At 40.8% G+C, this 14,682-nt stretch carries 15 protein-coding genes; 14 read left to right on the top strand and 1 reads right to left on the bottom strand.

What is annotated here, in order from left to right; all coding sequences use genetic code 11:
- Positions 1–35: 35 nt before the first annotated feature.
- The 3 genes from KBU52_RS04225 to KBU52_RS04215 all read left to right on the top strand — a co-directional run bounded on the left by KBU52_RS04225 (position 36) and on the right by KBU52_RS04215 (position 2,370).
- Positions 36–548 (top strand): adenine phosphoribosyltransferase, encoded by a 513-nt coding sequence (locus KBU52_RS04225; protein ID WP_006154681.1) that lies wholly within the window; start codon positions 36–38, stop codon positions 546–548.
- 194 nt (positions 549–742) lie between these two features.
- On the top strand, positions 743–1,687 hold the full coding sequence (gene metA / locus KBU52_RS04220) for a homoserine O-succinyltransferase (RefSeq protein WP_225750608.1): 945 nt from the start codon (positions 743–745) through the stop codon (positions 1,685–1,687).
- Between the two features lie 8 nt (positions 1,688–1,695).
- On the top strand, positions 1,696–2,370 hold the full coding sequence (locus KBU52_RS04215; protein WP_254724431.1) for a DnaD domain-containing protein: 675 nt from the start codon (positions 1,696–1,698) through the stop codon (positions 2,368–2,370).
- Positions 2,371–2,416: 46 nt separating this feature from the next.
- On the opposite strand, the gene KBU52_RS04210 is transcribed toward KBU52_RS04215, so the two are convergent.
- Complete coding sequence (locus KBU52_RS04210; RefSeq protein ID WP_254724430.1) at positions 2,417–3,868, bottom strand: alpha-amylase; 1,452 nt, start codon at positions 3,866–3,868, stop codon at positions 2,417–2,419.
- Positions 3,869–4,128: 260 nt separating this feature from the next.
- Between KBU52_RS04210 and KBU52_RS04205 the strand changes: the two genes are divergently transcribed.
- The 11 genes from KBU52_RS04205 (at position 4,129) to KBU52_RS04155 (ending at position 14,538) form a co-directional block, all read left to right on the top strand.
- A complete protein-coding gene (locus KBU52_RS04205) occupies positions 4,129–5,292 on the top strand; it encodes a class I SAM-dependent rRNA methyltransferase (protein WP_036757171.1) in 1,164 nt (387 codons plus the stop codon).
- A complete protein-coding gene (aroD, locus tag KBU52_RS04200; protein WP_254724429.1) occupies positions 5,289–5,966 on the top strand; it encodes a type I 3-dehydroquinate dehydratase in 678 nt (225 codons plus the stop codon). Before KBU52_RS04205 ends, aroD begins: the two co-directional genes overlap by 4 nt.
- Positions 5,956–6,810, top strand: a complete 855-nt coding sequence (locus tag KBU52_RS04195; RefSeq protein ID WP_254724428.1) for a shikimate dehydrogenase — start codon at positions 5,956–5,958, stop codon at positions 6,808–6,810. The genes aroD and KBU52_RS04195 overlap by 11 nt, the downstream gene beginning before the upstream one ends.
- Before the next feature lie 18 nt (positions 6,811–6,828).
- On the top strand, positions 6,829–7,896 hold the full coding sequence (aroB, locus tag KBU52_RS04190; RefSeq protein ID WP_254724427.1) for a 3-dehydroquinate synthase: 1,068 nt from the start codon (positions 6,829–6,831) through the stop codon (positions 7,894–7,896).
- 9 nt (positions 7,897–7,905) lie between these two features.
- Positions 7,906–9,072, top strand: a complete 1,167-nt coding sequence (aroC, locus tag KBU52_RS04185; protein WP_004252234.1) for a chorismate synthase — start codon at positions 7,906–7,908, stop codon at positions 9,070–9,072.
- Positions 9,073–9,081: 9 nt separating this feature from the next.
- Positions 9,082–10,185, top strand: coding sequence for a prephenate dehydrogenase (locus tag KBU52_RS04180; protein ID WP_254724426.1), 1,104 nt, complete (start codon positions 9,082–9,084; stop codon positions 10,183–10,185).
- Between the two features lie 11 nt (positions 10,186–10,196).
- Entirely contained in the window at positions 10,197–10,535 is a 339-nt protein-coding gene (locus KBU52_RS04175; RefSeq protein WP_254724425.1) for a YlbF/YmcA family competence regulator, read from the top strand.
- Positions 10,536–10,624: 89 nt separating this feature from the next.
- On the top strand, positions 10,625–11,908 hold the full coding sequence (gene aroA, locus KBU52_RS04170) for a 3-phosphoshikimate 1-carboxyvinyltransferase (RefSeq protein ID WP_254724424.1): 1,284 nt from the start codon (positions 10,625–10,627) through the stop codon (positions 11,906–11,908).
- Positions 11,901–12,377 carry a shikimate kinase gene (locus KBU52_RS04165; protein WP_254724423.1) on the top strand — a complete coding sequence of 159 codons (477 nt, stop codon included), beginning with the start codon at positions 11,901–11,903 and terminating at the stop codon, positions 12,375–12,377. Before aroA ends, KBU52_RS04165 begins: the two co-directional genes overlap by 8 nt.
- Positions 12,374–13,222 carry a prephenate dehydratase gene (gene pheA, locus KBU52_RS04160; protein ID WP_254724422.1) on the top strand — a complete coding sequence of 283 codons (849 nt, stop codon included), beginning with the start codon at positions 12,374–12,376 and terminating at the stop codon, positions 13,220–13,222. Before KBU52_RS04165 ends, pheA begins: the two co-directional genes overlap by 4 nt.
- Complete coding sequence (locus tag KBU52_RS04155) at positions 13,219–14,538, top strand: LCP family protein (RefSeq protein WP_254724421.1); 1,320 nt, start codon at positions 13,219–13,221, stop codon at positions 14,536–14,538. Before pheA ends, KBU52_RS04155 begins: the two co-directional genes overlap by 4 nt.
- Positions 14,539–14,682 lie beyond the last annotated feature (144 nt).

The raw sequence follows: 14,682 nt of genomic DNA, 5'->3' as shown, positions 1-14,682 counted from the left end.
AATAGGGAGTAAAAACTTTAAAAGAAAGAAACGCTATGAACTTAAAAGATTACATTGCAAGTATTGAAAATTATCCACAAGAAGGAATTACTTTCCGTGATATCAGCCCATTGATGGCAGATGGAAATGCCTACAGCTACGCTGTTCGTGAAATTGTTCAATATGCTACTGACAAAAAGATTGATATGATCGTAGGGCCAGAAGCGCGTGGATTTATCGTTGGATGTCCAGTTGCTTTTGAGTTGGGAATTGGTTTTGCACCAGTGCGTAAACCAGGGAAATTGCCACGCGAAGTGATTTCAGCTGACTACGAAAAAGAATATGGTGTTGATACTTTGACCATGCACGCAGATGCTATCAAACCAGGTCAACGTGTTCTTATTGTAGATGACCTCTTGGCAACAGGTGGTACTGTTAAAGCGACAATCGAAATGATTGAGAAATTAGGTGGTGTCGTAGCTGGTTGTGCCTTTTTGATTGAGCTTGATGAGCTAAAAGGTCGTGAGGCAATCGGAGATTACGATTATAAAGTTTTGATGCATTATTAATGAAAAACAGTCCCTAGGGCTGTTTTCTCTTAATGATGATATAAAAAAAGGCTATATCTAGTTAGAGAAAAACTATAATTGAAAACTATATCTTCTTACAGTATAATAAAGGGAAGAAGTGTCATCAGCTGGATTATTCCATTTGATGACAGTCAGGTTACTTGAGTCCAGTATGATACAGTTAGGAGATTTCCATGCCGATTCGAATTGATAAAAAATTACCAGCAGTTGAGATTTTACAAACAGAAAATATTTTCGTCATGGATGATCAACGGGCGGCTCATCAGGATATCCGACCCTTGAAAATTCTTATTTTAAATCTAATGCCGCAAAAAATTGTAACAGAAACTCAGCTCTTAAGACATTTGGCTAATACTCCTCTGCAATTAGATATTGATTTCTTATATATGGAAAGTCACCAATCAAAAACAACTCGCTCAGAGCATATGGAGACTTTTTATAAGACCTTCTCGGAAGTCAAAGACCAGTATTTTGATGGCTTGATTATCACAGGAGCTCCAGTTGAGCACCTTCCATTTGAGGAGGTTGACTATTGGCAAGAGTTTACCCAAGTTATCGATTGGTCTAAGACTCATGTCTTTTCGACCTTGCATATTTGTTGGGGAGCACAGGCAGGTCTATACTATCGCTATGGCGTAGATAAATACCAGATGGACCAAAAGCTTTCGGGGATTTATCCTCAAGATGTTTTGAAAGAAGGTCATCTCCTATTAAGAGGTTTTGATGATTTATATGTATCCCCTCATTCTCGCCATACAGAAGTCCACAAAGAAGATATCCTGAATAAAACAAATCTAGAGATTTTAGCATCAGGAAAAGAGGTGGGTATCTCTATCCTTGCGAGTCGAGATTTGAGAGAAGTCTATAGCTTTGGGCATTTAGAGTATGATCGCGATACGCTTGCAAAGGAATATTTTAGAGATCTAGATGCTGGTTTAGATCCACATATACCAGAAAATTATTTCAAAAATGATGACATTCATGAACTCCCATGTATGCGTTGGAGTTCATCTGCAGCTCTCTTCTTTAGTAACTGGGTAAATTATGCAGTTTACCAAGAAACGCCGTTTGAGTGGAAGAGTGTGGAAGATGATGTGTCTCATTTTGGATATTTATAAGAGGAATTATGACATATTTAGATGCTTTCAAATCAGGAAACTTAGTGTTACCGAGTGACCTGCTCTTACATTACAATCAACTGTTCTCGTCAAGCGATGATTTCTTGGTTTGGCAGTTCTTTTACCTACAGAATACAACGGCTTTAGGTGAATTGTCTCCAAGTCAGATTGCTGAAAAAATCGGCAAAAATGTCACTGAAGTCAATCAGGCTATTTCACGATTGACTGAAAAAGGGTTGCTTCAATACCGAACCATTGAACTGAATGGCGAAATAGAAGTAATCTTCGATGCAACTCTTGCCTTGGAGCGCCTAGACCAACTGTTTGAAAAACAAGCTCCAAACCAGGTGGAATCTGCTCCAAATGATTTAAAGAGCTTGGTAGATACTTTCCAACAGGAGCTAGGTCGTCTATTGAGCCCATTTGAAATTGAAGATTTGGAAAAGAGTTTGAAAGAAGACGGAACTAGTGCAGATTTGATAAAAGAAGCCTTACGAGAAGCTGTTTTAAATGGAAAACCAAATTGGAAATATATCCAAGCTATCCTACGAAACTGGCGTCATGAAGGGATTAGGAGTGTAGCCCAGGTAGAAGCGAAACGTCAAGAGAGAGAGGCAACAAACCCTCAAAATGTTCAGGTTTCATCTGATTTTAAAAATGCCATGGATCTTTGGAAAGACTAATATTTAGCAATAAAAAAACTTGCCTATGGCAAGTTTTTTTGTGTTCTTAATAAGTAAGTCCCCAGACACTTACAGAACGTTCAGCAACTGGGAAATCACCATAACCTTCAGCATTAATAGTCACTTGGTCTGAATGGTTGCCAAGCAAATCAACAAAAGTATGATCAGCCCATTCTGGACCTACAAACATGGTTTTGAAATTCTCTTGAGCGTTTGAGATAAGAACGGCAAGAGGCGATTGGTTGTCAGCTCCAGAACGAACCCAACCGATACAATTAGGGTCATCAAAGTAGTCCGTCTGCTCTCCATAAGATAAATCTTTTCGGATAGCTAGCAGATGGTCAAGAACTTCTTTAAAATCTTGCTGAGCATATTGACCAGAGATACCGTAGTAGTCTCCGTAAAAGACACAAGGGAGACCCTGCTCGCGCAAAAGAATAAGAGCATAGGCTGCTGGTTTAAACCATTCTTCTACAGTAGATTCTAAAGCTTGTCCTCGTTGAGTATCATGGTTTTCGACAAAGGTTACAGCCTTATCTGGTTTGATTTGAACCAGACTATCATTAAAGATGGTACGCAAATCGTAGTCTGCACCAGCCTGGCTTGCTTCAAAGAGACTCATATGGAGTCGGACATCGACAAGGTCAAAGCGTTCTTCGATTTTATCAAGGTATTCAAGGTTGGCATCCTTGTCTGGATTCCAGAATTCTCCAAAGACATAGAAGTCTTGTCCATATTTCTCTTTGATATCACGAATGAAATTACGCATAAAGAAGGAGTCAATATGCTTGACGGCATCTAAGCGGAAACCTGTTACGCCAGTCGTTTCCATGAACCAATCAGCCCAATCGTAGATATTTTGTATGACTTCTGGATGCTTGAAATCTAGGTCCGCATACATGAGATAGTCATAGTTACCATTTTCGTTATCGACTAATTCCTCGTGGGCCCACCCCTTATTATCTCCCTGGATAAGGTAAATACCAGACTTCCGTCTTTTGGCATCATAGTCAGTTCCAGTGAAGTGGTACCAGTGCCAGTGGAAATCATTGTAGGTGTTTTGTCTTCCATCAAAAGTAAAGTTTGTCCAACCATTGATGGTAAAAGGTTCTCCAAGTTCAATTGTGCGATCTTCTGGGTCGACTTCAATAACCTGGAAGGATTCTAAACGGTCTGCAGCTGCCTTATGGTTTAAGACGACGTCAGCCATAGGTTGAATCCCATGTGATTTAAGTGTTTGAATGGCTTGAAGATAGTCTTCTTTGAAACCGTACTTGGTACGCACAGTTCCTTTTTGGTCAAATTCACCGAGGTCAAAAAGGTCATAGACACCATAACCGACATCTTTTTCGTTGGTAGCTTTAAAGGCAGGTGGCATCCAGACGTGGCTAATTCCTAGATTTGCAAGGTGCTCAGCATCATCTGTAAGTCGCGTCCAGTGTTGTCCATCGTGGGGAAGGTACCACTCAAAATATTGCATTAGGGTTTGGTTTTTCATAGATAGTCCTCATACTTAACAATTTGAGAATCATTTTACCACAAAGCAAGCAAATGAGCAAACGTTTGCGCTACAAAAATAGACCTCAGGATGTGAATGTCTATTTTTACGGTAATAGAATGAAATTTCTCAACACAAATGACCATTCTCATTTAGAAATCATCAAGCAGAAACAAAAAGCTTGGCTAGTTCCTATGACATCAATGGAGAAATCACTTTCTACTTTGTGAATTTTCAACAAATTTGATATAATTGTATCTATGAATAAAGTATTCGTCAGTCGGCGTGTCGAAAAAAAGCTCCACAAAGGTCAGGCTCTTTTGGAAGAAGTTGATTTTCCAGACTTATCTGAAACTGATCAGGAAGTTGAACTTTTCAGCCAAAGCAAAGAATTTTTAGGGAAGGCTTATTTATCCCGACAAAATAAGGGAATTGGTTGGTTTGTAACCAACCAGAAAGTTTCTTTTAATCAAACCTTCTTTGAAAGCTTGTTTGAAAAAGCTAAACAAAAACGTTCTTCCTACTATCAAGATGAGTTGACAACTGCCTTTCGTTTGTTTAATCAAGAAGGCGATGGATTTGGTGGAATGACGCTGGATCTCTATGGAGATTATGTTGTTTTCTCTTGGTACAACTCCTATATTTATAGTCTTCGCCAAGAGATTATTGCAGCCTTCTCTCAGGTATTCCCGGAAGTCATAGGTGCCTATGAAAAGATTCGCTTTAAAGGTCTAGACTATGAGTCTGCCCATATCTATGGTCAAGAAGCAGCTGAATATTTCACTGTTCTCGAGAATGGAGTCTTCTACCAAGTATTTATGAATGATGGTCTTATGACAGGAATTTTCTTGGATCAGCATGAAGTTCGTGGGAGCTTGGTTGATGGTTTAGCAATGGGGAAATCCTTGCTCAATATGTTTTCCTACACAGCGGCCTTCTCAGTCGCTGCAGCTATGGGGGGAGCTAGTGAAACAACCTCTGTAGACCTAGCCAAACGTTCAAGAGAACTATCAGAAGCTCATTTTCATGCCAACGGTTTGAGTCTAGACAATCATCGACTGCTTGTCATGGATGTCTTTGAATACTTTAAATATGCTAAAAGAAAAGGTTTAAGCTATGACGTGATTGTTCTGGATCCGCCTAGCTTTGCCCGAAATAAAAAACAAACATTCTCTGTAGCTAAGGATTATCATAAGTTGATTTCCCAAAGCCTAGAGATTTTAAACCCAGGTGGAATCATTATTGCTAGTACCAATGCGGCTAATGTTTCCCGTCAAAAATTCACAGAACAAATCGACAAAGGATTTGCAGGTAGAAAGTATCAGGTCCTTCATAAATATGGACTTCCAGCAGACTTTGTCTACAATGAAAAAGATGAAAGTAGTAATTACCTCAAAGTGATTACCATGAAGGTTAGTAAATGAAATTAATTGTTTCTGTCATGCCAAGAAGTATAGAAGAGGCTCAGGCTATTGATGTTATGCGGTATCATGATGCAGATATCATTGAGTGGAGAGCAGACTTCTTACCCAAGGAAGCTATCTTGCAGGTAGCGCCAGCTATTTTTGAAAAATTTGCAGGTCGTGAGCTTGTTTTCACTTTACGTACTCATGCCGAAGGTGGTCAAATTGAGCTCTCTTCAGAAGAGTATGTTCAGATTATCAAGGAAGTGGCACAGCTTTATCAACCAGATTATATTGATTTTGAGTATTTTAGCTACAAGGATGTTTTTGATCAGATGTTGGACTTTCCAAATCTCGTCTTGAGCTACCATAACTTCCAAGAAACACCTGAGAATCTAATGGAAATCTTGTCTGAGTTAACAAGTTTAAATCCTAAGGTTGTGAAAATAGCTGTTATGGCTAATACAGAACAAGATGTGTTGGATCTGATGAACTTTACACGTGGCTTTAAAACACTGAATCCTGAACAAGAATATGTAACGATTTCTATGGGAAAAGTGGGCAAGGTCTCTCGTATTACTTCAGATGTGACTGGTTCTAGTTGGTCTTTTGCAAGTCTAGATGAAGCTAGTGCTCCAGGACAAATTTCACTATCTAGCATGAAAAAAATTAGGGAGCTTCTAAATGAAGATTGATGGCTACACACGTTTAGCAGCTGTAGTCGCAAATCCTATCAAACACTCCATTTCTCCCTTTATTCACAATAGCGCTTTTGAAGCAACCAATACCAATGGTGTTTATCTTGCTTGGGAAGTAGATGCGGCTGAACTAGCAGAAACAGTTGCTAATATTCGTCGCTACCAGATGTATGGAATCAATCTTTCCATGCCTTACAAGGAACAAGTGATTCCTTATCTGGACCAGTTGAGCGAAGAGGCTTGTTTAATTGGTGCAGTTAATACAGTTGTGAATCGAGAAGGAACATTAATTGGATATAACACAGATGGCAAGGGATTCTTTAAGAGCTTGCCTTCTTTTAAAATATCAAGGAAAAGAGTGGTTTTGTTAGGAGCAGGCGGTGCAGCCAAGGCAATTTTGGCACAGGCAATCTTGGATGGAGTAAGTCAGATTTCTGTCTTTGTTCGTTCTTCATCCATGGAAAAAACAAGACCTTACTTAGAAAAAATACAGAATGCGACTGGATTTAGAGTAGATTTATTTGCATTAGAGGATATTCAAGAACTTCAAGACAGCATCACTCAAGCCGACCTCTTGGTTAATGCTACTAGTGTGGGCATGGATGGATCCTCTCAGCCGATCCCGACCAGCATCGTTTTACCAGAGAAGCTCATGGTAGCAGATGTGATTTATCAACCCTTTGAAACTCCATTTCTAAAGTGGGCTAAAGAGCAGGGAAATCAATCTATCAATGGCCTTGGCATGTTGCTTTACCAAGCTGCTGAAGCTTTTGAGTTATGGACAGGCAAGGAAATGCCAACAGATCAAATCTGGGAATTATTAAAACAAAAGTACCAATAAAGAAAAAGGAGATCTGCTATGAAAATTAGAATAGACCTTCCACATCATCCTTACGATATTCAGATTGAAAAAGGATGCTTGTCTCAAGCAGGAAAATGGTTGCGCGAACTTTGGCAACCACAAAAAATTGTTATCATAACGGATAACCGTGTTGCTTCACTCTATGCAGAAAAGGTTAAATTGAGTTTGGAGGATGCTGGCTTTCAAGTGGCAGTTTTTGACTTTTTAGAGGGCGAAGAACGAAAAAATCTGACTACAGTTCAAAAAGTCTATGAATTTTTAGTTAAGCAAGGTTTAACTCGTAGTGATGGCATCGTAGCCCTCGGAGGTGGTGTAGTTGGCGATTTGGCTGGTTTTGTGGCTTCAACCTACATGCGAGGAGTTCATTTCGTTCAAATTCCAACTAGTTTGACAGCCCAGGTGGATTCTTCAATCGGTGGTAAGACAGGAGTGAATACTCCTTTTGCTAAGAATATGGTAGGAACTTTTGCCCAGCCGGATGGTGTTTTGATTGACCCAACTGTTCTTGAGACCTTGGGTAAGAGAGAGTTGATTGAAGGAATGGGTGAAGTCATCAAGTATGGCCTGATCGAAGATTCAGAGCTTTGGGACCTATTATCTGATATGGATGGTTCTGTCGAAAGCATATTGGAACATTCCGAGAGTTTGATTGAGCATTCTTGTCAGGTTAAGCGCAAGATGGTAGTTGAGGATGAGTTGGATAATGGCGTTCGTTTATATCTCAACTTTGGTCACACAATTGGCCATGCCATCGAAGCAACTGCTGGTTACGGAAAAGTCATGCACGGTGAGGCAGTAGCTATGGGAATGGTTCAGGTCTCTAAGGTAGCCGAAGAAAAAGGACTCATGCCAGTGGGAATAACCAAATCTATCCGAGAGATGTGTCAGAAATTTGGGCTTCCTGTTGATTATGAAAACTGGGATCTTGAAAAGCTCTATCAAGCTTTGACTCATGATAAAAAAGCGCGTGGGAATACCATGAAGTTAGTTTTGGTACCTGAGCTTGGTTCAGCGACGATTCACCCAGTTTCTCTCGAAGAAATGAAAGATTACTTAGTAAAATAAGGAGAATGTATGAGATATTTAACAGCAGGAGAATCACATGGTCCTCGTCTGACAGCAATTATTGAAGGAATTCCAGCAGGACTGCCTTTGACTGCAGAAGATATCAATGAGGATCTCAAACGTCGCCAAGGCGGTTACGGTCGTGGTGGACGCATGAAAATCGAGAGTGATCAGGTTGTCTTCACTTCTGGGGTTCGTCATGGTAAGACGACAGGGGCTCCCATTACCATGGATGTCATTAACAAAGACCACCAAAAATGGCTAGATATCATGTCTGCCGAGGATATTGAAGACAAACTCAAAAGTAAACGAAAAATCACACATCCTCGTCCAGGTCACGCAGACTTGGTTGGGGGCATCAAATACCGCTTTGATGATTTACGAAATTCTTTGGAACGTTCATCTGCTCGTGAAACAACTATGCGAGTGGCAGTTGGAGCTGTTGCTAAGCGGCTTTTAGCTGAGCTTGATATCGAAATTGCTAACCATGTTGTTATCTTCGGTGGTAAGGAAATCAATGTTCCAGAAAACTTAACAGTCTCAGAGATTAAGAAATTGGCTGCCCAGTCTGAAGTTTCTATCGTCAACCAAGAACGTGAGCAGGAGATTAAGGACTATATTGACCAGATTAAGCGAGATGGGGATACCATCGGAGGTGTTGTGGAAACAGTTGTCGGAGGTGTTCCGGTTGGTCTTGGTTCTTATGTTCAATGGGATCGTAAACTAGATGCAAGGCTAGCTCAAGCTGTTGTTTCTATCAATGCCTTTAAGGGTGTGGAGTTTGGTCTTGGTTTTAAAGCAGGCCATCTTAAGGGTAGCCAAGTCATGGATGAAATTCTCTGGTCATCAGAAGATGGCTATACTCGTCGGACTAATAACCTTGGAGGCTTCGAAGGTGGTATGACCAACGGCCAACCGATTATCGTTCGTGGAGTTATGAAGCCAATTCCGACTCTCTACAAGCCGTTGATGAGTGTTGATATTGAAACTCATGAGCCTTATAAAGCAACAGTAGAGAGAAGTGATCCTACTGCTCTTCCAGCAGCAGGTGTCGTTATGGAGGCAGTCGTAGCAACGGTTTTGGCTCAAGAAATCCTTGAGAAATTCTCCTCTGATAATCTGGAAGAATTAAAAGAAGCTGTTGCGAAACATCGGGAGTATACAAAGAATTATTAAGGAGTTCTTATGGCAAAAACCATCTATATCGCAGGACTAGGTTTGATTGGTGCTTCCATGGCACTCGGAATCAGGCGGGATCATCCTGATTATGAAATTTTAGGATACAATCGTAGTCAAGCGTCTAGAGATATTGCCTTGGAGAGAGGAATGATTGACCGAGCGACGGATGATTTTGCTAGTTTTGCTCCACTTGCAGACGTCATCATTCTTACCCTGCCAATCGAGCAAACTATTGCCTTTATTAAGGAATTGGCCAACTTGAACTTGAAAGAAGGTGTCATTATTTCTGATGCTGGATCGACCAAGTCAGCTATCGTGGCTACAGCAGAGAAGTATTTTGCTGATAAGTCCGTTCGCTTTGTTGGAGCTCATCCCATGGCAGGAAGTCATAAGACAGGAGCTGCCTCTGCGGATGTTAATCTTTTTGAAAATGCCTATTATATCTTCACGCCATCTAGTCTGACAACTCCGGATACGCTCGAAGAAATGAAAGACTTGCTGTCAGGTCTCCATGCTCGTTTCATTGAAATCGATGCTGATGAGCATGACCGAGTGACTTCTCAGATTAGCCATTTTCCGCATATCTTAGCATCAGGCCTGATGGAACAAACTGCAAGTTATGCTGAAGAGCATGAAATGGCGCGACGCTTTGCGGCCGGTGGATTTCGAGATATGACCCGGATTGCTGAAAGTGAGCCAGGCATGTGGACTTCTATCCTCTTATCCAATCGGGATACCATTATTGAACGCATCGAGGACTTCAAGGGCCGTTTGGACGAGATTGGACAAGCTATCAGTAAGGGTGATGAAAACCAAATCTGGAATTTTTTCAATCAAGCGCGTGAGCAACGTCAAGCTATGGAAATCCATAAACGTGGCGGAGTAGATAGCTCATTTGACCTCTATGTAGACGTTCCCGATGAGGAAGATGTGATTTTACGCATCTTGGAATTGCTACGTGGAACTTCTTTGGTCAATATCCATATCAATGAGGAAAACCGTGAGGATGTTCACGGGATTCTGCAAATTTCCTTTAAGAATGCTCAGGATTTAAAACGTGCTGAGCAAGTCATTACAGAAAATACTGACTACACAGTCGTTATTAAATAAGGAGGACAATTATGTCAAATATTTATGATAGTGCAAATGCCCTAAGTCGTGGACTACGCGAATTGCCTGAATACAAGGCAGTTAAAGAAGCTAGAGATGCCATCCAAGCGGATACAGAAGCAAGCAAAATTTTTGCAGATTATATTGCTTTTCAACATGAAATCCAAATCATGGCACAGACTGGTCAAATTCCAGATGCTTCTTTCCAAGAAAAAATGGAAAGCTTTGGTAAGCAGATTCAAGGGAACTCTCTCTTGTCAGAATTCTTTGCCAAACAGCAACAACTTTCTATCTACCTTTCTGATATTGAAAAAATTGTCTTTGAACCAATTTCAGAACTTTTAAAATAAGAATTTACCTCATAAAGTCAGGAATTTTTAAGAAATTTCTGACTTTTTATGATAAAATAAGAAAAAGTATTGTCAGTATGAGGGCCGGTATGAAGTTAAAAACAAACGTTAACCATTTGAAAGGTAGTATTCGAGTACCAGGAGATAAGTCCATCAGTCATCGCTCTATTATTTTTGGAAGCTTGGCTGAGGGTGAGACTAAAGTTTATGATATCTTGCGTGGTGAAGATGTCTTGTCAACCATACAGGTATTTCGTGATCTCGGCGTAGAGATTGAGGACAAGGATGGTGTCGTTACCATACAAGGTGTTGGCATGGATGGATTGAAAGCACCTCAGAAAGCCCTGGATATGGGGAATTCTGGGACCTCTATTCGTTTAATTTCAGGAGTCCTTGCTGGCGCAGACTTTGAAGTAGAGATGTTTGGAGACGATAGTCTTTCCAAGCGCCCTATGGATCGTGTAACTCTTCCCTTGAAAAAGATGGGAGTTACCATTTCAGGTCAAACAGAGCGAGACTTGCCACCTTTGTACTTAAAAGGAACGAAAAACTTAAGACCTATTCAATACGAATTGCCAATCGCTTCTGCCCAAGTCAAGTCAGCTTTGATTTTTGCGGCTTTGCAGGCTCACGGCCAGTCAGTCATTATCGAGAAGGAGTGCACTCGTAATCACACAGAAGATATGCTCCAACAATTCGGAGGTGATTTGAGTGTCGATGGTAAGAAAATCACTGTCCAGGGGCCACAGAAACTAAGTGGACAAACGGTTGTCGTACCAGGAGATATTTCTAGTGCAGCCTTTTGGTTGGTAGCAGGTTTGATTGTGCCAAATTCTCGAGTGGTACTTAAGAATGTCGGTATTAATGAAACACGTACAGGTATTATCGATGTTATCCGAGCTATGGGCGGGAAATTAGAGATTACTGATATGGATCCAATTGCCAAATCTGCAACCTTGACTGTCGAGACTTCAGAACTAAACGGGACAGAAATTGGTGGAGCCTTGATTCCACGTTTAATTGATGAATTGCCGATTATCGCGCTCCTTGCTACCCAAGCTCAAGGTCAAACAGTTATCAAAGATGCAGAAGAACTCAAGGTCAAAGAAACGGATCGCATTCAAGTTGTTGCGGATGCTTTAAATAGCATGGGAGCAACTATTACTCCTACAGCAGACGGAATGATTATCAAAGGGAAATCTACCCTCCATGAAGCCAAAGTCAACACCTTTGGAGACCATCGTATCGGTATGATGACAGCCATTGCAGCTTTCTTGGTTGCGGATGGAGTAGTCGAATTGGATCGATCCGAAGCTATTAATACTAGCTACCCAAGCTTCTTTGATGATTTGGAGACTTTGATTCATGGCTAAGGTTTTACTAGGTTTTATGGGTTCAGGAAAAACGACTATTGCTAGAAAGCTGGATTCTGACTTCGTAGATATGGATGCCTTGCTGGAAGACCGACTGGGGATGCCGATTGCTCGTTTCTTTGAAGAAAAAGGAGAAGCAGCCTTCCGTCAGCTAGAAGAAGAGGTCCTAGCTGAACTGCTGAAGACAGATAAAGTTATTTCCACAGGAGGAGGGATTGTTATTTCGCCACGTAATCGTGCCTTGCTCAAGCAAAATCCAGACAACATCTACCTTAAAGCAGATTTCGATACCCTTTACCAGCGAATTTCAGCCGATAAGGACAATCAACGTCCACTATTTTTAAAGAATAGCAAGGAAGATTTGGCTGCAATTTTTAAAGAAAGACAAGCTTGGTATGAGGAAGTGGCTAGTCAGATTGTAGATGTATCAAGTTTAAACCCAGATGAAATTATAGAGGAACTGAGATGAAAATTGCCTATCTAGGTCCTAAAGGATCTTTTTCGCACCATGTGGTGCAAACGGCTTTTCCTCATGAGGAACTAGAGCCTTTTTCAAATATTACGGACGTTATCAAAGCATATGAACAAGGTTTGGTAGACTATTCAGTAGTGCCAGTTGAAAATTCCATTGAAGGTAGTGTTCATGAGACCTTAGACTATCTTTTTCATCAAGCTCGAATTCAAGCTGTGGCGGAGATTGTGCAGCCAATTCATCAACAGTTGATGGCAGTGCCAGGGCAAGTTAAAATTGAGAAAATCTTTTCTCATCCGCAGGCCTTGGCGCAGGGGAAGAAATTTATCGATGAGCATTATCCAGACGCTCAACTAGAAGTCACTGCCAGTACAGCCTACGCTGCGCGCTATGTTTCCGAGCATCCAGAACAGCCTTTTGCGGCCATTGCCCCCAAAAGTTCGGCTGGAGAATATGGTTTGGAATTAATTGCTCAAGATATTCAAGAGATGGAAGCCAATTTCACTCGCTTTTGGGTTTTGGGTGCAGAGTTGCCACAGATTCCTTTACAAGTTGCAACTGAAAAAATGAGTCTAGCATTGACCTTGCCAGACAATCTTCCAGGCGCTTTATATAAGGCACTTTCTACCTTTGCTTGGCGCGGGATTGACCTAACTAAGATTGAGAGTCGCCCCCTAAAAACAGCACTAGGTGAGTACTTTTTTATCATTGATGTGGACTATGCTGACAAAGAATTGGTCCATTTTGCTCAAAAAGAATTAGAAACGATTGGGATCCACTATAAAGTACTAGGAGCTTACCCTATCTATACCATACAGGATAAAGGGAAGGAGAAGGAATGACTAGAGAAAATCCTCTAACACACCATGAGAAACTACGTTACGACTATCTATTAAAAAACATCCACTATCTAAATGATAAAGAAAAGAGAGAGTTTGCTTTTTTACAAGCTAAGCTGGATGGTCAACAAGAAGCTCGTTCAGTTGTCGTAGAAGAAGCAGAAAGCCAAGACTATACGGAACCTAACACAGGTCTTCCGAGTTATACTAATCGAAGTCGAGCTAGTCGACGTAGTAGTCTACCGCAACCAAAAGCTAAGATTCCTAAGCAGAAGAAACCAAAGAAAAAAAGAGTCTTTCGCTTTAAACGCATACTTGCTTGGTTAGGAATGCTGTTGCTTTGTGCTGCAGTAGGAATGATTTTTATGTTCTTGAAAGGTTTCCAGTCAGCCAATCCGAATGGCTCAAGCGGGTCGAAAGATGCCAAGGCTGCCCAAGTTGAAGTTTTCAATGGACAGGATACAAGAGATGGTGTCAATATTCTTATCTTAGGAACAGATGGCCGTATTGGACAGAATAGTTCAGAAACACGGACAGATTCTATTATGGTTCTCAATGTAAGTGGTAAGGATAAAAAGCTTAAACTTGTAAGTTTTATGCGTGATAACCTAGTTTATATTGATGGTTATAGCCAAGTTATTAACGGACAAAAACAAGCTGACCATAAGTTGAACTTGGCCTACGAATTGGGGGAACAAGAAGGAAAACAAGGGGCTGAAATGGTACGTAAGGTCCTTAAAGATAACTTTGACCTAGATATCAAATACTATGCCCTTGTTGATTTCCAAGCTTTTGCGACTGCCATTGATACGCTTTTCCCTGATGGTGTGACTATTGATGCTCAATTTTCAACCCTAAATGGTGTTCCAGTTAAAGAAGCTACAGTCGGTGATGACTTGCATGCGACAGAAACCGAATCACCTACACAGACTATTAAAGTTGGGACACAACAAATGAACGGTTCAACTCTTCTCAACTATGCACGTTTCCGTGATGATGATGAAGGAGACTATGGACGCACTCGTAGACAGCAACAAGTCATGACTGCTGTTTTACAGCAAATTAAAGATCCTACAAAACTTTTCACAGGTTCAGAAGCACTTGGTAAAGTATTCGCTATGACATCTACAAACCTTCCTTATACCTTCTTATTGACCAACGGTTTATCCGTCCTTGAAGGAGGTCAGAACGGTATTGAAAGACTAACAGTACCGGAACTTGGAGACTGGGTAGATGACTATGATGTCTATGGAGGCCAAGCCCTTCGAGTGGATCAAAAAGCTTACCAGAATAAGCTAGCCCAAATGGGATTTAGATGATAAAAATACTACAATCAAAGCTTGAAACATCTAACTAAATGGGTGTCTCAGGCTTTGATTTTTCTCAGTATCTGATGGATTTTTAGGGCTTTTTTATGGTATAATAAAACGATATAACTCGTTATTGGACAGAAGAGGAGAGAC

The sequence above is a fragment of the Streptococcus sp. 9.1(2021) genome, from assembly GCF_030466425.1.
GTDB classification, from domain to species: domain Bacteria; phylum Bacillota; class Bacilli; order Lactobacillales; family Streptococcaceae; genus Streptococcus; species Streptococcus wuxiensis.
Note: the sequence above shows the minus strand (reverse complement) of the source record. Positions and strands in the feature narration are given on the sequence as shown.

Excerpts from the sequence above, each read along its gene's own strand:
- KBU52_RS04225 (WP_006154681.1), top strand. The coding sequence starts at position 36 with ATGAACTTAAAAGATTACATTGCAAGTATTGAAAATTATCCACAAGAA.
- metA (WP_225750608.1), top strand. The coding sequence starts at position 743 with ATGCCGATTCGAATTGATAAAAAATTACCAGCAGTTGAGATTTTACAA.
- KBU52_RS04215 (WP_254724431.1), top strand. The coding sequence starts at position 1,696 with ATGACATATTTAGATGCTTTCAAATCAGGAAACTTAGTGTTACCGAGT.
- KBU52_RS04210 (WP_254724430.1), bottom strand. The coding sequence starts at position 3,868 with ATGAAAAACCAAACCCTAATGCAATATTTTGAGTGGTACCTTCCCCAC.
- KBU52_RS04205 (WP_036757171.1), top strand. The coding sequence starts at position 4,129 with ATGAATAAAGTATTCGTCAGTCGGCGTGTCGAAAAAAAGCTCCACAAA.
- aroD (WP_254724429.1), top strand. The coding sequence starts at position 5,289 with ATGAAATTAATTGTTTCTGTCATGCCAAGAAGTATAGAAGAGGCTCAG.
- KBU52_RS04195 (WP_254724428.1), top strand. The coding sequence starts at position 5,956 with ATGAAGATTGATGGCTACACACGTTTAGCAGCTGTAGTCGCAAATCCT.
- aroB (WP_254724427.1), top strand. The coding sequence starts at position 6,829 with ATGAAAATTAGAATAGACCTTCCACATCATCCTTACGATATTCAGATT.
- aroC (WP_004252234.1), top strand. The coding sequence starts at position 7,906 with ATGAGATATTTAACAGCAGGAGAATCACATGGTCCTCGTCTGACAGCA.
- KBU52_RS04180 (WP_254724426.1), top strand. The coding sequence starts at position 9,082 with ATGGCAAAAACCATCTATATCGCAGGACTAGGTTTGATTGGTGCTTCC.
- KBU52_RS04175 (WP_254724425.1), top strand. The coding sequence starts at position 10,197 with ATGTCAAATATTTATGATAGTGCAAATGCCCTAAGTCGTGGACTACGC.
- aroA (WP_254724424.1), top strand. The coding sequence starts at position 10,625 with ATGAAGTTAAAAACAAACGTTAACCATTTGAAAGGTAGTATTCGAGTA.
- KBU52_RS04165 (WP_254724423.1), top strand. The coding sequence starts at position 11,901 with ATGGCTAAGGTTTTACTAGGTTTTATGGGTTCAGGAAAAACGACTATT.
- pheA (WP_254724422.1), top strand. The coding sequence starts at position 12,374 with ATGAAAATTGCCTATCTAGGTCCTAAAGGATCTTTTTCGCACCATGTG.
- KBU52_RS04155 (WP_254724421.1), top strand. The coding sequence starts at position 13,219 with ATGACTAGAGAAAATCCTCTAACACACCATGAGAAACTACGTTACGAC.